Consider the following 24862-nt stretch of genomic DNA (forward strand, 5'->3'; position numbering starts at 1 on the left):
GAACCCCCACCTCCCGACCGAAAAGGGCGAATCTGAGCATGGCTGACGCCGAGCAGAAGGAAGTCCTGATCGTCACCGGCATGTCGGGTGCCGGGCGGTCCACCGTCGCCGACGCGCTCGAGGACCTCGGCTGGTACGTCGTCGACAACCTTCCGCCGCAGATGCTGCGGCCGCTCGTAGAACTCGTCGAGCGGGCGTCGTCGGGGCTGCCCAAGATCGCGGCGGTCGTCGACATCCGCGGTCGCGACTTCTTCTCCCAGCTCACCGAGATGATCAGCGCCCTGCGCAGCGGGACCGAGCTGCGGGTCGTCTTCCTCGACGCCACGGATGCGGCGCTCGTGCGCCGGTTCGAGTCGGTCCGCCGGCCGCACCCCCTGCAGGGTGAGGGCACCATCCTCGACGGCATCGCCGAGGAGAGGCAGCGCCTGGGGGCGATCCGCGAGGCGAGCGACATCGTGATCGACACCTCGGAACTGAACATCCACCAGCTCGCGAACGCCGTCACCGAGTTGTTCACCGAGGAGGGCTCTGCCGCCGTGCGGGTCACGGTGATCAGCTTCGGGTTCAAGTACGGGGTACCCGCCGACGCCGACAACGTCGCCGATGCGCGCTTCCTGCCCAATCCGTTCTGGGTGCCGGAGTTGCGCGGGCTCACGGGATTGGACCCAGCCGTGCGAGAATTCGTACTCGACCAACCGGGCGCGCGCGACTTCGTCGAACGCTACGCCGCGGCGCTCGAGCCGGTGATGGCCGGCTATCGCCGCGAGAACAAGCGGCACGTGACGATCGCCATCGGCTGCACGGGTGGAAAACACCGCTCCGTCTGCCTCGCCCGCGAATTGGCGCTGAAGCTCGAGAAATTCCCGGGCGTCGGCGTGAGCGTCAGGAACCGCGACCTCGGTCGCGAATAGCCGGCTACGCAGCCGCAGAGACACACGCAACAGAATGGAACATCGATTGGCCCTGACAGCCGACGTCAAAGAGGAACTGGCACAACTGGAGGTCAGCAAGAACACGGTGCGGGCCGCTGAGCTCGCGACGGTTCTGCGCTTCTCGGGTGGCTTGCACGTGATCAGCGGACGCATCGCGGTGGAGTCCGAACTGGACTCCGCCACCATCGCCCGGCGCGTGCGCAAGGACCTCGCGGAGCTCTATGGAGTGCGCAGCGACGTCTCCGTCGTGGCCGCATCGGGCATCCGTCGCACGAGCCACTACCTCGTGCGCGTGCTCGACGGCGGCGAGACGCTCGCCCGGCAGACGGGTCTGCTGGATGCGCGCCGCCGGCCCATCCGCGGGCTTCCGAATCGCCTGACCACCGGATCGAAGGAGGAGGTCGCCGCCATCTGGCGCGGCGCGTTCCTCGCCCACGGCAGCCTGACCGATCCTGGCCGATCCGCCGCCCTGGAGATCACCTGCCCAGGCAACGAGTCCGCGATGGCGCTCGTCGGCGCCGCCGGACGCCTGGGCATCGCGGCGAAGGCCCGCGAGGTGCGCGGCGTTCACCGCGTCGTCATCCGCGAGGGCGAGGCCATCAGCGCCATGCTCACCCACATGGGCGCCGAGCGCACCGTGCGCAACTGGGAGGAGCTGCGCCAGCGCCGCGAGGTGCGCGCGACGGCCAACCGTCTCGTGAACTTCGACGACGCCAACCTGCGCCGGTCGGCGCAGGCCGCTGTGGCGGCCTGCTCCCGGGTGGAGCGGGCCCTGGAGATCCTCGGCGACGACGTTCCCGAGCACCTGCGCTACGCGGGCGACCTGCGCCTGAGCTTCCGCGAGGCGAGCCTCGACGAGCTGGGCCACCACGCCGACCCGCCGATGACGAAGGATGCGGTGGCCGGCCGCATCCGTCGCCTGCTGGCCATGGCCGACAAGAAGGCGGCCGACCTCGGCATTCCGGACACCGAGGCGAACCTTCCCGCCGATCTGGACGCATTGTAGGGCGGGCAGGGCCGCGGGGGAAGCATCCCGTAACCTGCGCGGTTGCCCTCACTAGACTGAAAAAGTGTGGCCGGCGCAGACTGTGCCGGCTCCTGAAGGAGGAAAGCGCATATGCCTGAGTACACGTTGCCGGAACTGCCGTACGACTATTCGGCCCTCGAGCCGAGCATCAGCGGCACGATCATGGAACTGCACCACTCCAAGCACCACCAGACCTACGTGACCGGCGCCAACACGGCGATCGCCCAGCTCGCCGAGGCGCGTGAGAGCGGCAACCTCGCGAACGTCAACAAGCTCGAGAAGGACCTCGCCTTCAACCTCGGCGGCCACGTCAACCACTCGATCTTCTGGACCAACCTCTCGCCCGACGGCGGAGACAAGCCCACCGGCGAACTCGCGGCCGCGATCGACGACAACTTCGGATCCTTCGACGCCTTCCAGGCGCACTTCACCGCGACGGCGCTCGGCGTGCAGGGCTCGGGCTGGGCGGTGCTGGCCTGGGACTCGATCGGCCAGCGTCCGATCATCGTGCAGTTCTTCGACCAGCAGTCCAACTTCCCGGCCGGCACCGTGCCGCTGCTCATGCTCGACGTCTGGGAGCACGCGTACTACCTCGACTACAAGAACGTGCGCGCCGACTACGTGAAGGCGTTCTGGAACATCGCGAACTGGGCGAACGTCGCCCAGCGCTTCGAGACCGCCCGCGAGAAGACCGACGGGCTGCTGCTACTGTCATAGCGGCGGGCCGCCTCGCGCGGCCTGGGACACCGCCGTCCCGTTCTTGTTCACCCCATTAATGCGCGTCAGCGCCATCTGCAACAGGAGTCATTCGTGTCCGTAAAGATCGGAATCAACGGATTCGGCCGCATCGGCCGTAACTACTTCCGAGCCGCCCTTGCAAAGGGGAGCGAACTGGAGATCGTGGCGGTCAATGACCTCACCGACAACAAGACGCTCGCCCACCTTCTCAAGTACGACTCCGTCACGGGACGCCTGGACGCCACCGTCGACTACGACGACGAGAACATCATCGTCGACGGCAAGGCCATCCGCGTCTTCGAGGAGCGCGACCCCGCGAACCTCCCGTGGGGTGAGCTCGGCGTCGACATCGTCATCGAGTCCACCGGCCGCTTCACCGACGCCAAGGATGCGCGCAAGCACATCGAGGCCGGTGCGAAGAAGGTGCTCATCTCGGCTCCGGCCAAGGGTGAGGATGCAACCTTCGTCATCGGCGTGAACGAGGGCGACTACGACCCGGCGAACCACCACATCATCTCGAACGCCTCCTGCACGACCAACTGCCTCGCGCCGCTGGCCAAGGTCTTCAACGACGCCTTCGGCATCGAGCGCGGCCTCATGACGACGGTGCACGCCTACACCGCCGACCAGAACCTGCAGGACGGCCCGCACAGCGACCTGCGTCGTGCCCGTGCCGCGGCCATCAACATCGTGCCGACCTCCACGGGTGCCGCGAAGGCCATCGGCCTCGTGCTGCCGGAGCTGAAGGGCAAGCTCGACGGCTTCGCGTTGCGCGTTCCGGTTCCGACCGGCTCGATCACCGACCTCACGGTCACCTCCTCGCGTCCGGTCACGGTCGAAGAGGTCAAGGCGGTCTACAAGGCGGCCGCTGAGGGAGAGCTGAAGGGCATCCTGAAGTACACCGAGGACGAGATCGTCTCGAGCGACATCGTGAGCGACCCGCACTCCTCGATCTTCGACTCCGGCCTGCTGCGGGTCCTGGGCGACCAGGTCAAGCTCTCGGCCTGGTACGACAACGAGTGGGGCTACTCCAACCGCCTCGTCGACCTCGCCGAGTACGTCGCCGAGCGTCTCTGAGGATCGGCGTGAGCCTTCGCACCATCGGGGAACTCGGTTCCCTCGCCGGCACGCGGGTCATCGTCCGTTGCGACCTCAACGTCCCCCTGAAGGACGGTCGCATCACGGATGATGGCCGCGTGCGGGCATCACTGCCCACGCTGACCGCGCTGCTCGAGCAGGGTGCGCGCGTCATCGTCATCTCGCACCTCGGGCGCCCCGACGGCGCGCCCGACGCGAAGTACTCGCTCGGGCCCGTGGCGGAGCGACTCTCGGAGCTGCTGGAGCGTCCGGTCGCCTTCGCGACCGACACCGTCGGCGAGTCCGCGCGTTCCGTCGTGGACGGCCTCGGAGACGGCGAGATCGCCGTCCTGGAGAACCTGCGGTTCAACGCCGGCGAGACCGCGAAGGACTCCGCCGAGCGAACCGTGTTCGCCCAGCAGCTCGCCGCCCTCGGTTCGGTTCTCGTCTCGGACGGTTTCGGCGTCGTGCACCGCAAGCAGGCGAGCGTCTACGAGCTCGCCGAGCTGCTTCCGAGCGCTGCCGGAACGCTCATCGCCGCCGAACTGCGCGTTCTCGAGAAGCTCACCCGCACGCCCGAGAAGCCCTACGCGGTGGTACTCGGCGGGTCGAAGGTCTCCGACAAGCTCGGTGTCATCGGCCACCTGCTGCCCCGGGTGGACTCGCTCCTCATCGGTGGCGGCATGCTGTTCACCTTCCTGGCCGCCCAGGGCCACCCGGTGGGAGCGAGCCTGCTCGAGACCGATCAGATCGACACCGTGAAGGGCTATCTGGCGAAGGCCGAAGAGCTCGGTGTGAAGATCGTGCTGCCCACCGACATCGTCGTGGCGTCCGCCTTCGGAGAGGACGCCGAGCACGTCGTTCGCGCGGCCGACGCCATCGAGGACACCCCGTTCGGCGACAAGGGCATCGGCCTGGACATCGGGCCGGTCACCGCTGCGGCGTTCGCGGAGGTCATCCGCGGCTCGCGGACCGTGTTCTGGAATGGTCCGATGGGCGTCTTCGAGCTCGCGCCGTTCGCGGCGGGAACCAAGACGGTCGCACAGGCCCTCACCGAGGTCGACGGCCTCAGCGTCGTCGGCGGCGGCGACTCGGCCGCGGCCATCCGTGCCCTCGGCTTCAGCGACGACCAGTTCGGCCACGTGTCGACCGGCGGCGGCGCGAGCCTGGAGTTCCTCGAGGGCAAGCGCCTTCCCGGACTGGAGGTGCTCGGATGGCAGTGAGGACCCCGCTCATCGCGGGCAACTGGAAGCTCAACCTCGATCACCTGCAGGCGATCGCCTTCGTGCAGAAGCTGGCATGGAGCCTGAACGACGCGAAGCACGACTTCGCCGCGGTGGAGGTGGCGGTGTTCCCGCCGTTCACCGACCTGCGCAGTGTCCAGACGCTCGTCTCGAGTGACAAGCTCGCGATCGCTTTCGGCGCACAGGATGTCTCGGAGCACGACTCCGGCGCCTACACCGGTGAGATCTCGGGCGCGTTCCTGGCGAAGCTCGAGTGCAGCTACGTGATCATCGGGCACTCCGAGCGGCGCACCCTGCACCACGAGAGCGACGAGGTCGTCGGCGCGAAGGTGGCGGCCGCGCTGCGGCACGGCCTGGCACCGATCATCTGCGTCGGCGAGACGGCCGAGGACCTCGAGAAGCACGGCCCGAGCGCTGTGCCCGTCGCCCAGCTTCGTGCTGCGCTCTCGGGCGTCACGGGCGCGGCCGACGTCGTCGTTGCGTACGAGCCCGTCTGGGCCATCGGGTCGGGCCAGGCGGCCACTCCCGAGCAGGCCGAGCAGGTCGCGGCGGCGCTTCGCGCCGTCATCGAGGAGCTCCTCGGTGCGGATGTCGCGGGCAAGACGCGCATCCTCTACGGCGGCTCGGTGAAGTCCACCAACATCGCGGGCTTCATGCGCGAGCCGAACGTCGACGGCGCGCTCGTGGGCGGGGCCAGCCTCGACCTCGACGAGTTCGCGAGCATCGTGCGGTACAAGCAGCACGTGGGTCTCTGACCCCTCCGACGGCCGGGTGGCGCGCAGGCGAGCCCGGCCGTCAGTGCGCCGGTATACTGGCGTGTGATCCCGGCGCCTCTGCGCGCCGATATGCGAAAGGTTTCACGTGGAGATTCTCCAGGTTGTTCTGCAGGTGCTGCTCGGTCTGACGAGCCTGCTGCTCACCCTCCTCATCCTGCTTCACAAGGGACGCGGCGGCGGTCTGTCCGACATGTTCGGCGGCGGCGTCACCTCCAACCTCGGAGCATCGGGTGTCGCGGAGCGGAACCTGAACCGCATCACCGTCATTCTCGGACTCGTCTGGGTCGCCTGCATCGTCGTGCTGGGCCTCATCACGAAGTTCGAAGCCGGCGCCTGAGCGCCCGCACCATCACGCAGCGCGCCCGGGCGCGATGCACCTAGCGGAGGAAAGAAATGGCTTCAGGTAGCAGCGCGATTCGCGGCTCACGCGTCGGCGCAGGTCCCATGGGCGAGCAGGATCGCGGATTCCACGCGGACCGCGTAGCGGTCTCGTACTGGGACGCGCTGGGCAACGAGACGGTGCGCTACTTCGCCGCGAGCCTGCCCGAGGAAGAGATCCCCGAGGTCATCGACTCGCCCTCGTCCGGACTGCCGGCCGGCCGCGACAAGGAGAACCCGCCCTCGGTGGCCAAGACCGAGCCGTACAAGACGCACCTCGCCTACGTGAAGGAGCGTCGCACCGAGGAGGAGGCCGAGCAGCTGTTGCAGGAAGCCCTCAACCAGTTGCGCGAGCGTCGCGGAACGGCGACCGCCTCCGAGTGATCGCAGAGAGAAGGCCCCTGGTGCGAACCAGGGGCCTTCTTCGTGCGCCGTACTAGTAGCTCGGGGCGATGAGGTTCTCGGGTACCTCCGCTGCCGCCTCGGCATCGACGAAGAAGACCGTGCGCTTGCGTCCCTTGATGCCGGCCACCGGCACCTCGTCACGCGAGGCACCCGCCAAGGCGAGTCCGAGCGCGGATGCCTTGTCGGCTCCGGCGAGCACGAGCCACACGCGGTCGGACGAGTTCAGGGCCGGACGCGTCAGGCTCAGGCGATCGGGCGGCGGCTTGGGGGAGTTGCGCACCGAGATCACCGCGCAGTCATCCAGGCTGATACCCGAGCGGTGCGGGAACAACGACGCCACGTGCCCGTCGGGGCCCACGCCCAGGAACGTGATGTCGAACCGCGGCATCCCGGTGTTCCCGGCCGCGTGGGCGCCGAGTTCGGCCTCGTACCGCGAGACGGCATCATCCAGCTCGATGCCCTCGCCGGATGCCGGGAAGGGGTGCACGTTCTCGGGCGGCACGGCGATGTGGTCCAGGAGCGCCTCGCGGGCCTGCTTCTCGTTGCGCTCGTCGTCATCACGCGGCACCCAGCGCTCGTCGCCCCACCAGAAGCTCACGCGAGACCAGTCGATCGTGTCGCGCGCGGGATTGGCGTTGATCGACGCGAGCACGGCCGTTCCGATGCGCCCGCCCGTCAGCACGACGTTAGCCTCGCCGAGGTCGTCGAGGATGTCGACCATCTTGGTGATGAAGCGCGCCGCCACGGACGCGACGAGTGCGTCGGTGTCGTGGTGGACGAGAACGCGTCGTTCAGTGCTCATGCAAGGGCTCCGGTCGTGATCTCGGTCGGCTCGCCGAGGCTCGCGAGGCCGGTCGTGATGACCTGTCCGTAGAGCTCGTCGGGGTCGAGCCGGCGCAGCTCGTCCGAGAGGCAGTCTCGCAGGCTGCGCCGCTGCAACGCCACCTCGTGGGAGGGCTGGCCCGGTTGCGTCAGCGTCGCGATCCGCGAGGTCACCCGCACGAGGTCGATGGACTCGTCATCGCGGAACAGCCGCACGCCGTGGATGCCCTGCGGGTGGTCCTCGCCCGTCAGTGCGTAGCGGGTCTCGCACTGCAGCGCCTGGTGCAGCCACGCGGCGAGCAACGTCGTCGAGGGAGACTCGGCAGAACCGGAGACCTCGACGGCGGTGATGTTCTCGTACGGCGGCTGGTCGAGCACGGCCGCGAGCTGGGCGCGCCAGAGCGTCGTGCGCGTCCACGCGAAGTCGGTGTCGCCGGGCGTGTAGGTGCGGGCGCACCGATCGAGCGCCTGCTGCGGGTCGGAGGTGCGCGATGAGGCGTCCGTGATGCGGCGCAGGGCGATGCGGCCGAGCGGCGAGTCGCCGGGAACCTCGGGGGCACGTCCCGGCCACCAGACCACCACGGGGGCATCCGGCAGCAGGAGCGCCATGACGAGGCTCTGCTCGTCGATGGCCGCCTCGCCGCGCGGGCGCAGCATGATGACCTCGCTCGCGCCGGCGTCGCCGCCCACGCGGATCTCGGCATCGAGCCGTGGCGCCTCCTCGGAGGAGGACTCCGGGTCGGTGGCGATGACGATCACGCGCATCGGGTGCTCGCGCGAGGCGTCGTTGGCCGCCTCGATGGCCTCCTCCGCCGCGGACTCGTCCGCGGCGATGATGAGGGTCAGCACGCGTCCGAGGGCGACGGCGCCACCCTCCTCACGCAGCTTGACGAGGGTCTTCGAGATGCCACTCGTCGTGGTGTCGGGCAGGTCGACGATCATGGGCGCCTCCAAGTGCGGCCGTCGCGGGCGAGGAGATCCTCCGCGGATTTCGGACCCCAGGAACCGGGTCGGTACTGCTCGGGCTGGCCCTGGGTCGCCCAGAACTCCTCGATCGGATCCAGGATCTTCCACGAGAGCTCGACCTCCTCGTGTCGGGGGAAGAGCGGGGGCTCGCCGAGGAGCACATCGAGGATGAGTCGCTCGTACGCCTCGGTGAAGGCGTGGCCGTAACCGAAGTCCATGGTCACGTCGCGCACCTGCATGCCGGCACCGGGAACCTTGGACCCGAACCGGATGGTGATGCCCTCGTCGGGCTGAACCCGGATGACGAGGGCGTTCTGTCCGAGCATCGAGGTCTGCGAGCCCTGGAAGAGCTGCTGCGGGGCGCGCTTGAACACGACCGCGATCTCGGTCACCCGGCGGCCGAGCCGCTTGCCGGCGCGAAGGTAGAACGGAACGCCCGCCCACCGGCGCGTGCCGATCTCGAGCTTCACGGCCGCGTAGGTCTCGGTGGTGGAGTCCGGGTTCATGCCCTCCTCCTCGAGGAAGCCGAGGACCTTCTCGCCGCCCTCCCATCCGCCGGCGTACTGGCCTCGAGCCGTCGCGGTCGAGAGGTCCTCTGGCAGGCGCACGGCCGAGAGGATCTTCTCCTTCTCGGCACGCAGGTCGCTCGCCTTGAACGAGATCGGCTCTTCCATCGCGGTGAGGGCGAGCAGCTGCAGCAGGTGGTTCTGGATGACGTCGCGCGCCGCCCCGATGCCGTCGTAGTAGCCGGCGCGGCCGCCCACTCCGATGTCCTCCGCCATCGTGATCTGCACGTGGTCGACGAAGTTGCTGTTCCAGATGGGCTCGTAGAGCTGGTTGGCGAAGCGCAGGGCCAGGATGTTCTGGACCGTCTCCTTGCCGAGGTAGTGGTCGATGCGGAACACCGCGTCCTGCGGGAACACCGAGCCGACGACCTGGTTCAGCTCACGTGCCGACTGCAGGTCGTGTCCGAAGGGCTTCTCGATGACGACGCGTCGCCACTGTCCGTCCTTCTTCTCGGCGAGACCGGACCGGCGCAGCTGCTCCGTGACCTGGGGGAACGCCTTGGGCGGGATCGACAGGTAGAAGGCGTGGTTGCCCATGGTTCCCCGGTCGCGATCCAGTTCGTCGAGGGTGTTCTTCAGCGTCTCGAATGCGGCGTCGTCGTCGAACGTGCCCGGCACGAAGCGGATGCCCTGGGCCAGTTGCTCCCAGACCTCCTCGCGGAACTCCGTGCGCGCGTACTGCTCGACCGAGTCGTGCACGATCTGCATGAAGTCCTGGTCTTCCCAGTCCCTGCGGGCGAAGCCGACGAGCCCGAATCCGGGAGGAAGCAGGCCGCGATTGGCGAGGTCGTAGACCGCGGGCATGAGCTTCTTGCGCGAGAGGTCGCCGGTCACGCCGAAGATGACCAGTGCGCTCGGGCCGGCGATGCGGTTCAGGCGGAAATCGACCGGCGATCGCAGCGGATTGTGCTGCTCCGTGACGTCAGCGGATGACATGCGTCTCCTTCTTGCCGGTCAACGGATCGCGTCGAACAGTGCGTCGACGTCCGCAGCGGCATCCGTGAGGTTCAGGCGCAGCACGGGGCGACCGTGATCGGCGAGCACGCTCGCGTCGCCGCTGGCCTGGGCCTGGATGAGCTGCCCGAAGGTGAACGGGCGCTCGGGGATGTCGAGGTCTTCGACGGGGTTCTGCGTGATCTGCAGGAACACGCCGACCGCCGGTCCGCCCTTGTGGAACTGCCCGGTGGAGTGCAGGAACCGCGGGCCCCATCCGAACGTGACCGGACGGCCGGAGCGCGCGGCGAGCAGCGAACGCAACTGCGCCAACTGGGGGAGGGCGATGCGGTTGACGTACGCCTGCACCGAGATGTAGCCGTTCGCGGGCAGCTCCTCGAGCAGCACCTCGAGCGCCGACGCGAGGTCGCTGGATGCGCCGATGACATCGGGCGTTCCGCGCACCTCGATGCCGCCGGTCACGAAGGCGGCGGGCTCCGGCGCCGGAGTGGAATCCAGCAGGCCGCGTGCGGCGATCTTGGCGGACTCGACGTCGGGCTGGTCGAAGGGGTTGATGCCCAGGATGCGCCCGGCGACGGCCGTCGCGTACTCCCAGACGAGGAACTGCGCTCCGAGGGTTCCGCTGACGCGGATCTCGTCGGCGCCGTCTTCGGAGAAGACGTGGTCTCCGGCCTCGTCGACCAGGCGCACGAGCAGCAGGTCGTCGAGTCCGGCGGTGATCTCGGGTGCGTCCTTCTCCAGCACGACGGGAAGGATGCCGGTGCCCTGCTTGCCCGTGGACTCGGCGATGAGCTGTTCGACCCAGTCGCCGAAGCCCACGATGTGGGTGCCGTCGGCCACCAGGCCCAGCTTGTCGCGACGCGGGTTCGTTGCGGCGATGGCTGCACCCAGGATGAGACCCGGGTTCTCGTCGTTGTCGACGGCGAGCTGCAGCGCGATCGTCTCGGCCTCGTCGAGCAGTTCGCCGAGGTCGACGCCGGCGAGGCCAGAGGGAACCAGTCCGAAGGCGGTGAGGGCCGAGTAGCGACCGCCCACGTTCGGGTCCGCGTTGAAGACGCGGTAGCCCTCGGCGCGAGCGGACTGATCCAGCGGCGAACCGGGGTCGGTCACGACGATGATGCGGGTGAGCGGGTTGATGCCGAGCGCCCGGAAGGCGCGCTCGAAGACCCGGCGCTGGCTGTCGGTCTCCACCGTGGAGCCCGACTTCGACGAGACCACGAGGGCGGTCTCGGCGAGCCGGTCGCCCAGGGCGTCCAGAACCTGGCCGGGCTCGGTGGAGTCCAGCACGGTGAGGTCGACGCCGACGGTGCGGGTGATCACCTCGGGTGCCAGGGAGGACCCGCCCATGCCGGCGAGGGCGATGTGGCGAACGCCGGCCGCGTGGAGCTCCTCGCGCAGGGTGGTGATCTCGGGAACGAGCGGGCGCGAGATGGCGACGGACTCTGTCCAGCCGAGGCGCTTGGCAGCCTCCTCCTCGGCGTCGGGACCCCAGAGGGCGGCGTCGAGGCCGGTGATGCCCGACGCGACGAGGTCGTCGACCAGTGCGGGCAGCGCGCTGCGCACAGCGTCGGCGGCGGCGCCGCTGACGGCGATCTTGAAGCTCACTTGGCCGCCTCCAGCGCCGTCTTCACGGTCTCGAGCAGTTCGTTCCACGACACGATGAACTTCTCCACGCCCTCCTTCTCGAGCAGGGCGGTGACCTCGTCGTACGAGACGCCGACCTTCTCGAGGGCGTCGAGCACCTCGCGAGCCGCGGCGTAGGAGCCGGTGACGGAGTCTCCGGCGATCTCGGCGTGGTCGAACGTCGCCTCGAGGGTCTTCTCGGGCATCGTGTTGACGACGCCGGGTGCCACGAGGTTGGTGACGTAGAGCGTGTCGGGAAGGCTCGGGTCCTTGACGCCGGTCGAGGCCCACAGGGGGCGCTGCTTGTTGGCTCCCGCCTCCAGCAGTGCCTTCGCACGGTCCGTGGCGAACTCCTGCTCGAACAGCTGGTAGGCCAGCTGCGCGTTGGCGACCCCGGCCTTGCTCTTGAGGGCGATCGCCTCGTCGGTTCCGATGGCGCCCAGGCGCTTGTCGATCTCGGTGTCCACGCGGGAGACGAAGAACGAGGCGACCGACTCGATGCTCGAGATGTCGATGCCGGCGGCCTTGGCCTTCTCCAGTCCGGCGAGGTAGGCCTCGATGACGGCGCGGTGACGCTCGAGGCTGAAGATGAGCGTGACGTTGACGCTGATGCCGGCCCCGATGACCTCGGTGATGGCCTCGAGGCCCTCGATCGTCGCGGGGATCTTGATCATCGCGTTCGGGCGGTCGACCTTGGCCCAGAGCTGCTTGGCCTGGGCGATCGTGCCGGCGGCGTCGTGCGCGAGACCGGGCTCGACCTCGATGGAGACGCGTCCGTCGACCTTGCCCGATGCCTCGTAGACCGGGCGGAAGATCTCCGCGGCGTGCGCCACGTCATCCGTCGTGATCTCGAAGACGGCCTCGTCGACGCTCGCCCCGCTCGCGGCGAGCTGGCGTACCTGCTCGTCGTAGGAGCTTCCGTTGGCCAGGGCCGCGGCGAAGATCGTCGGGTTCGTCGTGACGCCCACGACGTTCCTCTCGTCGATGAGCTTCTGCAGCCCGCCCGACGTGATGCGCTGGCGCGACAGGTCGTCGAGCCAGATGCTGACGCCGGCGGCGCTGAGCGCGGCCGTGGGAGTGGTGGTCGTGGTGTTCGTGTCAGTCATTTTTCGCTTCTCTCCAGAACGCGTCACGCGGACGCGAGGGTTTCCTTGGCGGCCGCGACGACGGCGTCCGCGGTGATGCCGAACTCGCGGAACAGGGTCTTCCAGTCCGCGGAGGCGCCGAAGTGCTCGATCGAGACGCTGCGTCCGCGGTCTCCGACGTAGCGCACCCAGGTCAGGGCCGAACCGGCCTCGACCGAGACGCGGGCGGTGACGGCCTTCGGGAGCACCGATTCGCGGTACTCCTCGCTCTGCTCGGCGAACCACTCCAGGCTCGGGGCGGAGACGACGCGGGCGTTCACGCCCTCGGCCTTCAGGGCCTCGCGGGCCTGCAGGCCCAGCTGCACCTCGGAGCCGGTGGCGATGATGATCACGTCGGGGGTGCCGTTCGGCGCCTCCGCGAGCACGTAGGCGCCCTTCGCGGTGTTCTTCGCCGAGGCGAGGGTGTCGCCGGAGGCCTCGCCGTCGCCGCGCTCGAACACCGGGATGTTCTGGCGGGTCAGGGCGATGCCGGCCGGTCCCTTGCGGCGGCGCAGCATCTCGAGCCATGCGTAGGCGGTCTCGTTCGCGTCACCGGGGCGCACGACCGAGAAGCCGGGGATGGCGCGCAGCGTCGAGAGCTGCTCTATGGGCTGGTGTGTGGGGCCGTCCTCGCCGAGGGCGACGGAGTCGTGGGTCCAGACGAACAGCGAGGGAGCCTGCATCAGCGCGGCCAGGCGCAGCGAGGGGCGCTGGTAGTCGCTGAAGATGAGGAAGGTGCCGCCGAAGGCGCGCGTGTTGCCGTGCAGCACGATGCCGTTCAGGATGGCGGCCATCGCGTGCTCGCGGATGCCGAAGTGCAGCACGCGGCCGTACGGGTTGCCGCGCCACTCGTGCGTCGAGCGCTCGCTCGGAACGAAGGAGGAGGCATCCGTGATGGTGGTCAGGTTCGACTCGGCGAGGTCGGCCGAGCCGCCCCAGAGCTCGGGCATGTGGGGGGCGATCGCGTTGATCACCTTTCCGGATGCCGCGCGCGTGGAGATCTCGGTGCCGCCCTCGAAGACGGGAAGCGCCTGCTCGAGGTCATCGGGAAGCTCACCCGAGAGGACCCGGTCCAGCAGCGCCTTGCGCTCGGCGTTGGCGCCGGCCCAGGCGTCGAAGCCCTCCTGCCACTCGGCGTGCTGCTGCGCGCCGCGCTCGAGCGCCTTGCGGGTGTGCTCGATGACCTCGTCGGCGACCTCGAAGGTCTTCTCGGGGTCGAACCCGAGCACCTCCTTGACGGCGGCCAGCTCATCGGCGCCGAGGGCCGAGCCGTGGATCTTGCCGGTGTTCTGCTTCTTCGGGCTGGGCCAGCCGATGATCGTCTTCAGGACGATGATCGAGGGCTTGCTCGTCTCGGCCTTGGCGGCCTCGATCGCGCCGTAGAGCTCCTGGACGTCTTCGACGTACTCGCCGGTCTTCTTCCAGTCCACCGTCTGCACGTGCCAGCCGTAGGCGGCGTAGCGTGCCGCGACATCCTCGGTGAAGGCGATGTCGGTGTCGTCCTCGATGGAGATCTGGTTCGAGTCGTAGATGACGACGAGGTTGCCGAGCTCCTGGTGGCCGGCGAGCGAGGAGGCCTCGCTCGTGATGCCCTCCTCCAGGTCGCCGTCGCTCGCGATCACGAAGACGTGGTGGTCGAAGGGGGAGGTACCCGCCTCGGCCTCGGGGTCGAACAGGCCGCGCTCGTAGCGCTGCGCGTACGCCATTCCCACGGCGGAGGAGAGTCCCTGGCCGAGCGGACCGGTGGTGATCTCGACACCGTCGGTGTGGCCGTATTCGGGGTGGCCGGGAGTCTTGGAGCCCCACGTGCGCAGTTCCTTCAGGTCTTCGAGCTCGAGCCCGTAGCCGCCGAAGTAGAGCTGGATGTACTGCGTCAGCGAGGAGTGCCCCGCGGAGAGCACGAACCGGTCGCGACCGATCCAGGTGTTGTCTGCCGGGTCACGGCGCATCACCTTCTGGAACAGCAGATACGCGGCGGGGGCGAGGCTCATCGCCGTTCCCGGGTGGCCGTTCCCCACCTTCTCGACCGCGTCCGCGGCGAGGATCCGTGCCGTGTCGACGGCCCTGTCGTCGATGGGTTCCCATTGCAAGGTTGCCACTTGGTAACTGCCCCTTCTGGATGTTTGGAGCCGTACTGACTGTTCTGGCTCCGGTTGTTTCGGAGCGCGCCATGGTCTTCTTCGGCACAGCACATCGTGTGTGGAGCAAGCCGCTCGCATCGGGGTCGGCTCACGCACAGGCACAGGCTGGATTGGCGAGCACTCTCAGTATAGGTACAGGCTTCCCCTCTGTTGCCCTGCTTGACATCGCGACGCAGACCACGCTCAGCTTTCGCGTCGTGCCCGGTGCTTTAGACTGGAGGCAGGTTCACCGGCCTGCAGATTCCCGCATGCAGAGGCCGGAACTCGGATGCATGGGGATTGATGGACGTCGCAGTAGCACAGGCACCGGCAGCGAGCCCTCGTGCCGGATTCCGCCGAAAGCTCTCGGCGTACTTCGCGCTCACCAAGCCGAGGGTGATCGAGCTCCTGCTCGTCGTCACGGCCCCGACGATGATCCTCGCCCAGAACGGCGTGCCCTCACTGTGGCTCGTTCTCGCGACGCTCATCGGCGGCGCGATGAGCGCCGGCAGCGCCGGAGCGTTCAACTGCTACATCGACCGTGACATCGACCGGCTCATGAAGCGCACGAGCAATCGCCCGCTCGTGACCGGCGCCCTCTCGGACCGCGAGGCGCTCGTGTTCGCCTATGCGCTCGGCACCGCATCCGTCGTGTGGCTCTGGGTGTTCACGAACTGGCTGGCCGCGGCGCTCTCGCTGGCGGCGATCCTGCTCTACGTCGTCTTCTACAGCATGATCCTCAAGCGCCGCACTGCGCAGAACATCGTCTGGGGCGGTGTCGCGGGCTGCATGCCCGTGCTCATCGGCTGGGCGGCGGTGACGGGGAGCCTGGACTGGACGCCCTTCATCCTGTTCATGATCATCTTCCTGTGGACGCCGCCGCACTACTGGCCGCTCTCGATGAAGTACCGCGAGGACTACAAGGCGGCGGGTGTTCCGATGCTCGCGGTGGTGCGCGGCCGGGCGCAGGTGGGCCTGCAGGTCATCCTGTACGCCTGGGCGACACTGGCCTGCTCACTGCTGCTCATCCCGGTGGCCGGAATGGGCGTGCTGTACACCGTCGTCGCGCTCGCGGCGGGCGGCTGGTTCGTCTTCGAGACGCACCGGCTCTACAACCTCGCCATCCGGCACGCCGACGTCTCGCCGATGCGCGTGTTCCACGGCTCGATCGCCTACCTCTCGCTGCTGTTCCTCGCGATCGGCATCGACCCGCTGCTGCCCTTCTGAGGCTTCAGCCCGCTTCAGCCCGAGTACGACGTTGGTCGTCGCCGCAGCCAGCAGCACGGCGAGCACCATGTGCAGGCCCACGAGTGCGGCGGGCAGGCCCAGGCGCGCCTGGATGAGGCCCACGGGGATCTGCAGGCACTCCACGACGAGCAGAAGCAGCACCGACCCTCCGCCGCGGATGCCGGCGACGAGCGCGCTGACGAGCATCGCGATCGTGATGGCGAGCGTCGCATAGGCCGGCCAGGAGTGGATGTGCTGCAGCAGTTCCGAGTTCAGGTTGTTGCGGGGAGCGTTCGCGTCACCCGCGTGCGGCCCTGAGCCCGTCGTGAGGATGCCGACGATGATCGTGATGGCGACGAAGACGGTCAGCACGTGAGCCAGCACGGCGTACCAGCGCGGCACCACCAGGGCTCGCGGGCCCGGCGTCGCGTACACCCGGTGCACGAGGGCGGTCGCGAGGCACACGAGCACGACCGACACGATGAAGTGCAGCCCGACGACATACGGATTCAGCTGTGTGAGAACGCTCACGCCGCCGACGACCCCCTGGGCCGGGATGCCCAGGCCGATGAGCAGGCTGATCACGAACAGGTCGCGCCGTTGCCGTCGGAACTTCAGCACCGAGAGGAACATGAGCACGGCGACGACGACGAGCACGAAGGTGAGCGTGCGGTTGCCGAACTCGATGATGCCGTGGATGCCCATCTCGGGCGTGTTCACGAGGGAATCGGACGTGCAGGTCGGCCAGGTGGGGCAGCCAAGGCCGGAGGCCGTGAGGCGCACGAGGCCGCCGGTGCCGACGAGGACGACCTGGACGATGAGGGAGAGCCACGCGAAGACGCGCACGCGGGCGTCCACGTTCTCGGGCAGCCAGTTCCAGAATCGCTTCACGGCGGGTGTGTTCCTTCGGGATGCGGATGCGACGCTGAGGCGCCCTCGCTGTGACGACGGCACGGCACCCTGTAGAATCAATTGGTTCGAGAACCGCGGGCCCCGCCGCTGTCGAAGGGCGGTCAGTGCGGTCGCAGGTTCGAAGAACATCATAGGTACGCACAGAAGCTGCCCGCGAAATCAGACCTCGTGACCGCCGCCACCACGGCGCGGGAGGGGAATGAGCCGGACTGATATCCGGTTGTCGAAGGTAGGGAAGAGGGAGACATGTCCGACGTACTGATTGACCGCCCGGAGCTCGAAGGACTCGGTACCTACGAGTTCGGTTGGGCCGATTCCGACGCGGCAGGCGCATCCGCTCGTCGCGGGATCTCGACCGAGGTGGTCGGCGATATCTCGGCGCTCAAGAACGAACCCGCGTGGATGCTGCAGCGCCGCCTCAAGGCCCTGCAGCTGTTCGAGCGCAAGCCCATGCCGACGTGGGGCGCCGACCTCAGCGAGATCGACTTCGACAACATCAAGTACTTCGTGCGCTCCACGGAGAAGCAGGCCCAGAGCTGGGAAGACCTGCCCGACGACATCAAGAGCACCTACGAGAAGCTCGGCATCCCCGAGGCAGAGCGCCAGCGCCTCGTCGCCGGCGTCGCCGCGCAGTACGAGTCCGAGGTGGTCTACCACCAGATCAACGAGGAGCTCGAGGCTCAGGGCGTCATCTTCATGGACACCGACACGGCGCTGAAGGAGCACCCCGAGTTCTTCGAGGAGTACTTCGGCACCGTCATCCCCTCGGGCGACAACAAGTTCGCCGCCCTCAACACGGCCGTCTGGTCGGGCGGCTCGTTCGTCTACGTGCCCCCGGGCGTGCACGTGAGCATCCCTCTTCAGGCCTACTTCCGCATCAACACCGAGAACATGGGCCAGTTCGAGCGCACGCTCATCATCGCCGACGAGGGCAGCTACGTTCACTACATCGAGGGCTGCACGGCCCCGATCTACAAGAGCGACTCGCTGCACTCCGCCGTCGTCGAGATCATCGTGAAGAAGAACGCCCGTGTTCGCTACACGACCATCCAGAACTGGTCGAACAACGTCTACAACCTCGTCACGAAGCGCGCCACGGCCGCAGAGGGCGCGACGATGGAGTGGATCGACGGCAACATCGGTTCCAAGGTGACCATGAAGTACCCCTCGATCTACCTCATGGGGGAGCACGCGAAGGGCGAGACCCTCTCGGTGGCCTTCGCCGGTCCGGGGCAGCACCAGGACGCCGGCGCGAAGATGATCCACATGGCGCCGCACACGCAGTCCTCGATCGTCTCCAAGTCGATCGCCCGTGGCGGCGGCCGTGCCGGCTATCGCGGTGAGGTGCGGGTGGATGCGAACGCGCACCACGCCGCGAACACCGTGCGCTGCGACGCCCTGCTCGTCGACACCATCTCGCGCTCGGACACCTACCCCGCCATCGACATCCGCGTCGACGACGTGCAGCTCGGTCACGAGGCGACCGTGTCGCGGGTGTCGGAGGAGCAGCTGTTCTACCTCATGAGCCGCGGCATGCCGGAAGACGAGGCCATGGCCATGATCGTGCGCGGCTTCATCGAGCCCATCGCCCGTGAACTGCCCATGGAGTACGCGCTCGAACTCAACAAGCTCATCGAGATGGGCATGGAAGGCTCTGTCGGATAGTCATGTCGTCTGCTGCACCCATTACCCCCACTGTTCCCACCTTCGAGCAGCACGGTCTGAAGAAGCACAGCGACGGCGGTTGGGGCCTTGTTCCCGTCCAGACCCGCTCCGAGCGCTTCCGTTCCACGAACGTCGAGGACTTCGCGCCGGTCACCGGCCGCGAGGTGGACTGGCGCTACAGCCCCGTCGCCCGCCTGAAGACCCTCACCGAGGGTGACCTCGACGGCTCGACCCCCGACGTGACGGCCGAGTCGATCGACGGCGTCACGCTCACCTGGGTCGACCGCAACGATGCCCGCATCGGCACTGCGGGAACGCCCGAGGACCGCGCATCCGCCAACGCATGGGGCGCGTTCGAGCGGGCCCTCGTGATCGGCATCACCGGAGAAGACGCGAAGACGATGATCGTGCGTCGTTCCGGTCTGGGGAACACCCCTCGCGGCGCACACACCATCATCGAGGCGGCACCGTTCAGCCGCGCGCTCGTGGTGCTCGGCGGCAGCGGCGAGGCCCACCTGGCCGAGAACGTCGAGATCCTGCTCGGCGAGGGCGCCCAGCTCACGGTCGTGAGCATCCAGGAGTGGGCGGATGACGCCGTGCACCTCGCGACGCATTTCTCGCGCGTCGGCCGCGACGCCAAGCTCAAGCACATCGTCGTCTCGCTCGGCGGGTCGATCGTGCGGGTGAACCCGTCCACCCACCTCGCGGAGCAGGGCGGTGACATCGAGGCGTACGGCATGTACTTCGCCGATGCCGGCCAGCACCTCGAGCAGCAGGTCTACGTCAACCACGACGCCCCCAACACCCGCTCGCGCGTCACCTATAAGGGCGCGCTGCAGGGTGAGGGTGCGCACACCGTGTGGGTCGGCGACGTGCTCATCGGCAACAAGGCGGTCGGAACCGACAGCTACGAGCAGAACCGCAACCTCGTTCTCACCGACGGCACCCGGGCCGACTCCGTGCCGAACCTCGAGATCGAGACCGGCGACATCGCTGGGGCCGGCCACGCGAGTGCCACGGGTCGCTTCGACGACGAGCAGCTGTTCTACCTCATGGCCCGCGGCATCCGTGAGGACGAGGCCCGCCGGCTCGTCGTGCGCGGCTTCCTCAGCGAGATCGTGCAGCAGATCGGCGACGCCGACCTCGAGACGCACCTGCAGGCCGCCCTCGAGGCGGAGCTCTCGGGAACGAGGCTGATCTGATGGCGGCGGAACGGGTGTGCTCGGTCGATGACCTCGGCACCAACCAGGCCCAGCGCTTCGTCGTGGGCGGCACCGCGATCGCGGTCGTGAAGGATGCCGCCGGCGACGTGTTCGCCATCGGCGACACCTGCACGCACGGCGACATCTCGCTCTCCGAGGGTTTCGTGGAAGACGACACCCTCGAATGCTGGGCGCACGGATCGCAGTTCTCGCTGCGCACCGGCAAGCCCCTCTCCCTTCCGGCCTACGAGCCGGTCCCCGTCTTCACGGTCGATGTGCGCGATGGCGACATCTACATCGACCCCACCGTGACCGTCGCGGTCTGATTCGAAAGAGATACGAAAACCAATGTCAGTTCTTGAGATCAAGGACCTCCGCGTCAGCGTCGAGACCGACCAGGGCACCAAGCACATCCTGAAGGGTGTGGACCTCACCATCAACGAGGGCGAGATCCACGCCGTCATGGGCCCCAACGGCTCGGGCAAGTCCACCCTCGCCTACACGATCGCAGGACACCCGAAGTACCACGTCGAGGGCGGATCGATCCTGCTCGACGGCGCCGAGGTGCTCGAGATGACCGTCGACCAGCGTGCGCGTGCCGGCCTCTTCTTGGCCATGCAGTACCCGGTCGAGATCCCCGGCGTGACGAACACGAACTTCCTCCGCACCGCGAAGACCGCCATCGAGGGCGAGGCGCCCGCCATCCGCACGTGGGGCAAAGACGTCAAGTCCGCCATGGAGGCGCTGCGCATGGACCCGTCCTTCGCGGCGCGCAACGTGAACGAGGGCTTCTCGGGCGGCGAGAAGAAGCGCAACGAGATCCTGCAGCTCGAGCTGCTGAAGCCCCGTTTCGCCGTGCTCGACGAGACCGACTCCGGCCTCGACGTCGACGCGCTGAAGATCGTCTCCGAGGGCGTGAACCGGGCCAAGGCCAACACCGGCCTCGGCATACTGCTCATCACGCACTACACGCGCATCCTGCGCTACATCACCCCCGACTTCGTGCACGTGTTCGTCAACGGACGTGTCGCGGAGCAGGGTGGCCGCGAGCTGGCCGATCGCCTTGAAGATGAGGGCTACGACCGCTACCTGACCGGTGCGAGCGTAGGCTAGGAGCATGGTCGTCTCGCTCGCTCCCGCCCTCTTCGACCAGGTCGAAGAGGCGCTCAAAGAGGTCATGGACCCCGAACTCGGCGTGAACGTCGTGGACCTCGGGCTCATCTACGACCTCGGCTGGGATGACGAGAACAACGCGCTCGTCATCCACATGACCCTCACGAGCGCCGGCTGCCCGCTGACCGACGTGCTCGAGGAGCAGACCGCCGAAGCCCTCGACGGCATCGTCGAGGCGTTCCGCATCAACTGGGTGTGGATGCCGCCGTGGGGCCCCGAGCGCATCACCGACGACGGGCGCGACCAGATGCGGGCTCTCGGCTTCGCGATCTAGCGTTCGCGAGGCGCGTGCTCACTCCAGCCCGCGTCGCTCGAGCAGCGGCTCGATGCGCGCGTCTCGGCCGCGGAAGTCACGGTAGGCCTCGAGCGGATCTTTGCTGCCACCCACGCCGAGCAGTCGGCTGCGGAACCGGTCGCCGTTGGCGCGGGTGAGTCCGCCGTTCTGCTCGAACCATTCGACGGTGTCGGCGTCGAGCACCTCGCTCCAGATGTACGAGTAGTAGCCGGCGTCGTAGCCGCCCGAGAACGTGTGCGCGAAGTAGGTGCTCGCGTAGCGCGGGGGCACCGCGGGGTTGTCGAGGCCGGCCTTCGCCAGGGCGGCGGCCTCGAAGGCCGCGACATCCGTGATGACATCATCCGCCGTCACCGAGTGCCAGGCCTGGTCGAGCATGGCCGCCGCGAGGTACTCGCTCGTCTTGAATCCCTCGTTGAACGCCGCCGATGCGCGCAGCGAGTCGACGAGCCCTTGCGGCATCGGTTCACCCGTCTGGTGGTGGCGAGCGTAGTTGGCGAGGATCTCGGGCCACAGCAGCCACATCTCGTTGACCTGGCTCGGGAACTCGACGAAGTCACGGAACACGTTGGTGCCCGAGAACCGGGGATAGCGTACGTGGGCGAACAGGCCGTGCAGGGCATGCCCGAACTCGTGGAAGAGCGTCGTGGCCTCATCGAGCGTCAGCAGCGTCGGCTCGCCGGTCGCCGGCTTGGGGATGTTGAGGTTGTTGACGACGACGGTCGGGGTGCCGAGCAGCTCGGACTGCGAGACGAGCGCGTTCATCCAGGCGCCGCCGCGCTTGGAATCGCGCGTGTAGAAGTCGCCGATGTAGAGCCCGAGCCCTGACCCGTCGCTGTCGATGACCTCGAAGACGCGGGCATCCGGATGATAGGCGACGAGGTCGGGCCGATCGACGAAGCTCACTCCGTAGAGCTGCGTCGACGCGAAGAAGACGCCGTCCCTGAGCACGCGCTCGAGCTCGAAATAGGGCCGCATCGCCGCGACGTCGACGTCGTAGGTGGCGGCCCGCACGCGCTCGGCATAGAACGCCCAGTCCCAGCTCTCGATGTGCTCGACCTCTCCTCCGGCCGCACGCAGCAGGTCCTGCTGCTGGGCTCGCGCGTTGCGGGCGGCCGGGACCGCGAGCCTCTCGAGCATGGCGGCGACGGCCTCGGGCGTACCCGCCGTCTCGTCCGCAGTGACGACGGCCGCGTGCGTGGCGTACCCGAGCAGTCGCGCGCGCTCGGCGCGCAGGCGCGTGATCTCGAGCACGAGTGCTGTGTTGTCGTGCTCGCCGCCGCGGATGCCGCGCTGGCGCGATGCGCGCATGATCCGCTTACGAGCCCCGCGATTCGTCAGCGACGCCAGGTAGGGGTGACCGGTCGGAAGCACGAGGGTGATGAGAGAGCCGGTCTCGTGGCCGTGCTCCCTGGCCGCCGCGGCCGCGGCGGAGAGCTGGCCGGCCGAGAGCCCGTCCAGCTCCGCCTCGTCCTCGAAGAACGCCGCGAGTTCGTTCGTGTCGGCGAGCAGGTTCTTCTCGAAGCGGGTGGTGAGGGTGGCGAGCCGCTCGTTGAGCGAGCGCAGCCTGGCCTTGCCCTCCTCGTCGAGACCGGCGCCGGCGAGGGTGAACTCGACGCGGGTGCGTTCGAGGAGGTACCTGCTCTCGGTGTCCAGCTGCAGCCCCGCCGAGCTCGCAGCCACCTGCTCGACGCGAGCGTACAACACGCCGTCGAGCAGGATGGCGTCGGAGTGGGCCGACAGGAGGGGCGCGAGCTGCTCCTCGATGGCATCCGTGCCCGGCGTGCTGTCGGCGGAGGAGGCATTGAAGAAGATCTCGGAGACTCGGTGCAGTGCCTGACCGGAGCGCTCGAGGGCGAGGATCGTGTTCTCGAAGCTCGGTGGCTGCTGCTCGCCCGTGATCGCGGCGATCTCGGCGCGCTGCTCGGCCATGGCCGTCTCGAAGGCCGGCAGGTAGTGTTCCTCGCGGATCTCGGCGAAGGCGGGCAACTGGTAGGGCAGGCTGCTCGGAGTCAGCAGCGGGTTCGCGTCGGCCATCGCCTCAGCCTAGCGACGGCCGGGCGCTCGCTAGGCTGAGGCAATGGCGATGGATGCGGAAGAGAAGGAGGTCGCCCCGCGCGACCAGTACATGCACGGGCACCACGAGAGCGTCCTGCGCTCGCACACGTGGCGAACGGTCGAGAACTCGGCGGCCTACCTCGTGCCGCACCTCTCGCCCGGACTGGATGTGCTCGACCTCGGCTGCGGTCCCGGCACCATCACGGTCGACCTGGCTCGTCGGGTCGCACCGGGCCGGGTCATCGGAGTGGACGCCTCGGCCGAGATCGTGGAGCACGCTGCAGGGTACGGGGTGAGCAGCGGCGTGGCGAACGTGCAGTTCCAGACGGCGGATGCCTATGCGCTGCCCTTCGACGACGCCAGCTTCGACGTCGTTCACGCCCATCAGGTGCTTCAGCACCTGTCCCGTCCTGTGGAGGCGCTGCGCGAGGCGCTGCGGGTGCTGAAGCCCGGGGGCGTGCTCGCCGTGCGCGACGTCGACTACGGGGGAGTCCTGTGGTACCCCGCGCTGCCCGGCCTGCAGGAATGGCTGGACCGGTATCACGAGGTTGCCCGCTTCGACGGCGGAGAGCCGGACGCCGGGCGCATGCTGAAGTCTTGGGTGCGGGCGGCCGGCTTCGAGCGCGTCGAGTGCACCGCCTCCATCTGGAATTTCGCCTCCGACGCCGATCGCGACTGGTGGGGCCGCTCGTGGGCGGCACGGGCGACGGAATCCGCCTTCGCGGCCCACGCCATCGAGGGCGGTATCGCCGACCTCGAGAAGCTGCACGAGATCGCCGAGGCGTGGCTGGCCTGGAAGGACGATGCAGACGGGTGGCTCGCGATGCCCCATGGCGAGGTCATCGCGCGCAAGGCGGGCTGAGGCCTACCAGTCCTCGTCGTCGTCCGTGGTCTCCGCGGGGAGGGTGATCGTCGCGGCGTCCTCGGCCGCGTCGTACCGGATGACGGTGCCGTCGTCGAGCTCGACCACCGGCTTGCCCTCGAGCCAGGTGAGGGTCCACCTCCAGTCCGGTGTCGCATCCTGGGCGAGGGAGTCGTCGGACTCCACCGTCTGGATCGCCATCGTGACGACCTCGGGAAGGGTGGCGGGCTGCTCCCCGCTGCCATAGGCCCAGCGCGTGCCCAACTGCATCAGGCGCTGGCCTCGTAGGTCACCCATTCGGTGCGCGCGCCGACCTGGTCGTACAGCTTCTGCGCGGTGTCGTTGTCGGCGGCCGTGATCCAGGTCACCGTGCGCAGCCCGCGCTCGCGCGCGACCTCGCGGGCCTTCTCGATGAGTGCTGCTCCGACGCCGTGCGACCGCGCGTCCGGAGCGACGAAGAGATCGTCGAGGAAGAGCGCCCGATCGCCTTCGAGCGTGCGGGGGTACTCCCGAACGTGAGCGAGGCCGACCAGCTGCCCGTCCTCTTCGGCGACGAAGCCGGAGAGGTCGTGGTTCTTATCCATCAGCCACGTCCACACGCGCAGTGCCTTGGTGTCGGTCAACTCTGACGCGTAGAACTCGGTGTAGCCCTCCCACAGGCCGAGCCAATTGAAGAAGTCGCGGTCGACCAGCGGACGAACCTGAACGGACATGCAGTT

Annotated in this window: 24 protein-coding genes and 1 pseudogene; 15 read left to right on the top strand and 10 right to left on the bottom strand. The window is 68.2% G+C overall.

Features of this window, described 5'->3' with window-relative positions; all coding sequences use genetic code 11:
* The first annotated feature begins 38 nt into the window (after nucleotides 1–38).
* The 8 genes from rapZ (at nucleotide 39) to WDJ51_RS04650 (ending at nucleotide 6556) form a co-directional block, all read left to right on the top strand.
* Entirely contained in the window at nucleotides 39–911 is an 873-nt protein-coding gene (rapZ, locus tag WDJ51_RS04615; protein WP_337851258.1) for an RNase adapter RapZ, read from the top strand.
* A gap of 46 nt (nucleotides 912–957) precedes the next feature.
* Nucleotides 958–1938 (top strand): DNA-binding protein WhiA, encoded by a 981-nt coding sequence (gene whiA, locus WDJ51_RS04620; protein ID WP_337851259.1) that lies wholly within the window; start codon nucleotides 958–960, stop codon nucleotides 1936–1938.
* Nucleotides 1939–2049: 111 nt separating this feature from the next.
* Nucleotides 2050–2676, top strand: coding sequence for a superoxide dismutase (locus tag WDJ51_RS04625; protein ID WP_337851260.1), 627 nt, complete (start codon nucleotides 2050–2052; stop codon nucleotides 2674–2676).
* Between the two features lie 93 nt (nucleotides 2677–2769).
* Nucleotides 2770–3774, top strand: a complete 1005-nt coding sequence (gap, locus tag WDJ51_RS04630; RefSeq protein WP_337851261.1) for a type I glyceraldehyde-3-phosphate dehydrogenase — start codon at nucleotides 2770–2772, stop codon at nucleotides 3772–3774.
* An 8-nt stretch (nucleotides 3775–3782) separates the two neighbouring features.
* Entirely contained in the window at nucleotides 3783–4997 is a 1215-nt protein-coding gene (locus WDJ51_RS04635; RefSeq protein ID WP_337851262.1) for a phosphoglycerate kinase, read from the top strand.
* Nucleotides 4988–5773 carry a triose-phosphate isomerase gene (gene tpiA / locus WDJ51_RS04640; RefSeq protein WP_337851263.1) on the top strand — a complete coding sequence of 262 codons (786 nt, stop codon included), beginning with the start codon at nucleotides 4988–4990 and terminating at the stop codon, nucleotides 5771–5773. The genes WDJ51_RS04635 and tpiA overlap by 10 nt, the downstream gene beginning before the upstream one ends.
* Nucleotides 5774–5879: 106 nt before the next feature.
* Entirely contained in the window at nucleotides 5880–6131 is a 252-nt protein-coding gene (gene secG, locus WDJ51_RS04645) for a preprotein translocase subunit SecG (RefSeq protein WP_337851264.1), read from the top strand.
* Between the two features lie 56 nt (nucleotides 6132–6187).
* Nucleotides 6188–6556, top strand: a complete 369-nt coding sequence (locus WDJ51_RS04650) for an RNA polymerase-binding protein RbpA (protein ID WP_337851265.1) — start codon at nucleotides 6188–6190, stop codon at nucleotides 6554–6556.
* 52 nt (nucleotides 6557–6608) lie between these two features.
* Here WDJ51_RS04650 and pgl read toward each other — a convergent pair whose 3' ends face one another.
* Genes pgl through tkt form a run of 6 tightly spaced genes read right to left on the bottom strand, consistent with a single transcriptional unit; the run spans nucleotide 6609 to nucleotide 14731 of the window.
* Nucleotides 6609–7379, bottom strand: coding sequence for a 6-phosphogluconolactonase (gene pgl / locus WDJ51_RS04655; RefSeq protein WP_337851266.1), 771 nt, complete (start codon nucleotides 7377–7379; stop codon nucleotides 6609–6611).
* Nucleotides 7376–8341: a glucose-6-phosphate dehydrogenase assembly protein OpcA gene (locus tag WDJ51_RS04660; RefSeq protein ID WP_337851267.1), complete on the bottom strand. Its 966-nt coding sequence runs from the start codon at nucleotides 8339–8341 to the stop codon at nucleotides 7376–7378. Before WDJ51_RS04660 ends, pgl begins: the two co-directional genes overlap by 4 nt.
* On the bottom strand, nucleotides 8338–9867 hold the full coding sequence (zwf, locus tag WDJ51_RS04665; RefSeq protein WP_337851268.1) for a glucose-6-phosphate dehydrogenase: 1530 nt from the start codon (nucleotides 9865–9867) through the stop codon (nucleotides 8338–8340). The genes WDJ51_RS04660 and zwf overlap by 4 nt, the downstream gene beginning before the upstream one ends.
* Nucleotides 9868–9885: 18 nt before the next feature.
* The gene (locus tag WDJ51_RS04670) at nucleotides 9886–11490 is read right to left on the bottom strand and encodes a glucose-6-phosphate isomerase (protein ID WP_337851269.1); all 1605 of its coding nucleotides are present in this window, start codon (nucleotides 11488–11490) and stop codon (nucleotides 9886–9888) included.
* Nucleotides 11487–12614: a transaldolase gene (tal, locus tag WDJ51_RS04675; RefSeq protein ID WP_337851270.1), complete on the bottom strand. Its 1128-nt coding sequence runs from the start codon at nucleotides 12612–12614 to the stop codon at nucleotides 11487–11489. The genes WDJ51_RS04670 and tal overlap by 4 nt, the downstream gene beginning before the upstream one ends.
* Before the next feature lie 23 nt (nucleotides 12615–12637).
* Nucleotides 12638–14731: a transketolase gene (tkt, locus tag WDJ51_RS04680; protein WP_337851271.1), complete on the bottom strand. Its 2094-nt coding sequence runs from the start codon at nucleotides 14729–14731 to the stop codon at nucleotides 12638–12640.
* Between the two features lie 324 nt (nucleotides 14732–15055).
* Between tkt and WDJ51_RS04685 the strand changes: the two genes are divergently transcribed.
* Entirely contained in the window at nucleotides 15056–15979 is a 924-nt protein-coding gene (locus tag WDJ51_RS04685; protein ID WP_337851272.1) for a heme o synthase, read from the top strand.
* A gap of 96 nt (nucleotides 15980–16075) precedes the next feature.
* Here WDJ51_RS04685 and WDJ51_RS04690 read toward each other — a convergent pair.
* A pseudogene (locus tag WDJ51_RS04690) lies at nucleotides 16076–17023 on the bottom strand (COX15/CtaA family protein); the annotation flags it as partial.
* A 114-nt stretch (nucleotides 17024–17137) separates the two neighbouring features.
* Between WDJ51_RS04690 and sufB the strand changes: the two are divergent.
* The 5 genes from sufB to WDJ51_RS04715 are packed head-to-tail and all read left to right on the top strand — an operon-like array spanning nucleotide 17138 to nucleotide 21205.
* Entirely contained in the window at nucleotides 17138–18556 is a 1419-nt protein-coding gene (gene sufB, locus WDJ51_RS04695) for a Fe-S cluster assembly protein SufB (RefSeq protein ID WP_337851273.1), read from the top strand.
* 2 nt (nucleotides 18557–18558) lie between these two features.
* Nucleotides 18559–19758 (top strand): Fe-S cluster assembly protein SufD, encoded by a 1200-nt coding sequence (gene sufD, locus WDJ51_RS04700; protein WP_337851274.1) that lies wholly within the window; start codon nucleotides 18559–18561, stop codon nucleotides 19756–19758.
* Nucleotides 19758–20084, top strand: a complete 327-nt coding sequence (locus WDJ51_RS04705; protein WP_337851275.1) for a non-heme iron oxygenase ferredoxin subunit — start codon at nucleotides 19758–19760, stop codon at nucleotides 20082–20084. The genes sufD and WDJ51_RS04705 overlap by 1 nt, the downstream gene beginning before the upstream one ends.
* Nucleotides 20085–20106: 22 nt before the next feature.
* On the top strand, nucleotides 20107–20871 hold the full coding sequence (gene sufC, locus WDJ51_RS04710; RefSeq protein ID WP_337851276.1) for a Fe-S cluster assembly ATPase SufC: 765 nt from the start codon (nucleotides 20107–20109) through the stop codon (nucleotides 20869–20871).
* A 4-nt stretch (nucleotides 20872–20875) separates the two neighbouring features.
* Entirely contained in the window at nucleotides 20876–21205 is a 330-nt protein-coding gene (locus tag WDJ51_RS04715) for a metal-sulfur cluster assembly factor (RefSeq protein ID WP_337851277.1), read from the top strand.
* A gap of 18 nt (nucleotides 21206–21223) precedes the next feature.
* Here the strand turns inward: WDJ51_RS04715 and WDJ51_RS04720 are convergent, their stop codons facing one another.
* The gene (locus tag WDJ51_RS04720; RefSeq protein ID WP_337851278.1) at nucleotides 21224–23260 is read right to left on the bottom strand and encodes a M3 family metallopeptidase; all 2037 of its coding nucleotides are present in this window, start codon (nucleotides 23258–23260) and stop codon (nucleotides 21224–21226) included.
* A gap of 43 nt (nucleotides 23261–23303) precedes the next feature.
* On the opposite strand from WDJ51_RS04720, the gene WDJ51_RS04725 reads away from it, so the two are divergent.
* Nucleotides 23304–24143: a methyltransferase domain-containing protein gene (locus WDJ51_RS04725; RefSeq protein WP_337851279.1), complete on the top strand. Its 840-nt coding sequence runs from the start codon at nucleotides 23304–23306 to the stop codon at nucleotides 24141–24143.
* A gap of 3 nt (nucleotides 24144–24146) precedes the next feature.
* On the opposite strand, the gene WDJ51_RS04730 is transcribed toward WDJ51_RS04725, so the two are convergent.
* Both WDJ51_RS04730 and WDJ51_RS04735 read right to left on the bottom strand, forming a co-directional pair.
* Nucleotides 24147–24413 (bottom strand): hypothetical protein, encoded by a 267-nt coding sequence (locus WDJ51_RS04730; protein ID WP_337851280.1) that lies wholly within the window; start codon nucleotides 24411–24413, stop codon nucleotides 24147–24149.
* A complete protein-coding gene (locus tag WDJ51_RS04735) occupies nucleotides 24413–24856 on the bottom strand; it encodes a GNAT family N-acetyltransferase (protein ID WP_337851281.1) in 444 nt (147 codons plus the stop codon). Before WDJ51_RS04735 ends, WDJ51_RS04730 begins: the two co-directional genes overlap by 1 nt.
* Between the last annotated feature and the right edge of the window lie 6 nt (nucleotides 24857–24862).

The sequence above is a fragment of the Rathayibacter sp. YIM 133350 genome (assembly GCF_037404875.1).
In the GTDB taxonomy this organism is placed as follows: Bacteria; Actinomycetota; Actinomycetes; order Actinomycetales; family Microbacteriaceae; genus Orlajensenia.

Bases quoted from the DNA above. Each gene is read 5' to 3' on its own strand.
- sufC (WP_337851276.1), top strand. From the start codon at position 20,107: ATGTCAGTTCTTGAGATCAAGGACCTCCGCGTCAGCGTCGAGACCGAC.
- WDJ51_RS04685 (WP_337851272.1), top strand. From the start codon at position 15,056: ATGGACGTCGCAGTAGCACAGGCACCGGCAGCGAGCCCTCGTGCCGGA.
- sufD (WP_337851274.1), top strand. From the start codon at position 18,559: ATGTCGTCTGCTGCACCCATTACCCCCACTGTTCCCACCTTCGAGCAG.
- WDJ51_RS04715 (WP_337851277.1), top strand. From the start codon at position 20,876: ATGGTCGTCTCGCTCGCTCCCGCCCTCTTCGACCAGGTCGAAGAGGCG.
- WDJ51_RS04720 (WP_337851278.1), bottom strand. From the start codon at position 23,260: ATGGCCGACGCGAACCCGCTGCTGACTCCGAGCAGCCTGCCCTACCAG.
- zwf (WP_337851268.1), bottom strand. From the start codon at position 9,867: ATGTCATCCGCTGACGTCACGGAGCAGCACAATCCGCTGCGATCGCCG.
- WDJ51_RS04705 (WP_337851275.1), top strand. From the start codon at position 19,758: ATGGCGGCGGAACGGGTGTGCTCGGTCGATGACCTCGGCACCAACCAG.
- WDJ51_RS04730 (WP_337851280.1), bottom strand. From the start codon at position 24,413: ATGCAGTTGGGCACGCGCTGGGCCTATGGCAGCGGGGAGCAGCCCGCC.
- WDJ51_RS04650 (WP_337851265.1), top strand. From the start codon at position 6,188: ATGGCTTCAGGTAGCAGCGCGATTCGCGGCTCACGCGTCGGCGCAGGT.
- WDJ51_RS04725 (WP_337851279.1), top strand. From the start codon at position 23,304: ATGGCGATGGATGCGGAAGAGAAGGAGGTCGCCCCGCGCGACCAGTAC.
- WDJ51_RS04660 (WP_337851267.1), bottom strand. From the start codon at position 8,341: ATGATCGTCGACCTGCCCGACACCACGACGAGTGGCATCTCGAAGACC.
- WDJ51_RS04625 (WP_337851260.1), top strand. From the start codon at position 2,050: ATGCCTGAGTACACGTTGCCGGAACTGCCGTACGACTATTCGGCCCTC.
- pgl (WP_337851266.1), bottom strand. From the start codon at position 7,379: ATGAGCACTGAACGACGCGTTCTCGTCCACCACGACACCGACGCACTC.
- WDJ51_RS04735 (WP_337851281.1), bottom strand. From the start codon at position 24,856: ATGTCCGTTCAGGTTCGTCCGCTGGTCGACCGCGACTTCTTCAATTGG.
- rapZ (WP_337851258.1), top strand. From the start codon at position 39: ATGGCTGACGCCGAGCAGAAGGAAGTCCTGATCGTCACCGGCATGTCG.
- tpiA (WP_337851263.1), top strand. From the start codon at position 4,988: ATGGCAGTGAGGACCCCGCTCATCGCGGGCAACTGGAAGCTCAACCTC.
- sufB (WP_337851273.1), top strand. From the start codon at position 17,138: ATGTCCGACGTACTGATTGACCGCCCGGAGCTCGAAGGACTCGGTACC.
- tal (WP_337851270.1), bottom strand. From the start codon at position 12,614: ATGACTGACACGAACACCACGACCACCACTCCCACGGCCGCGCTCAGC.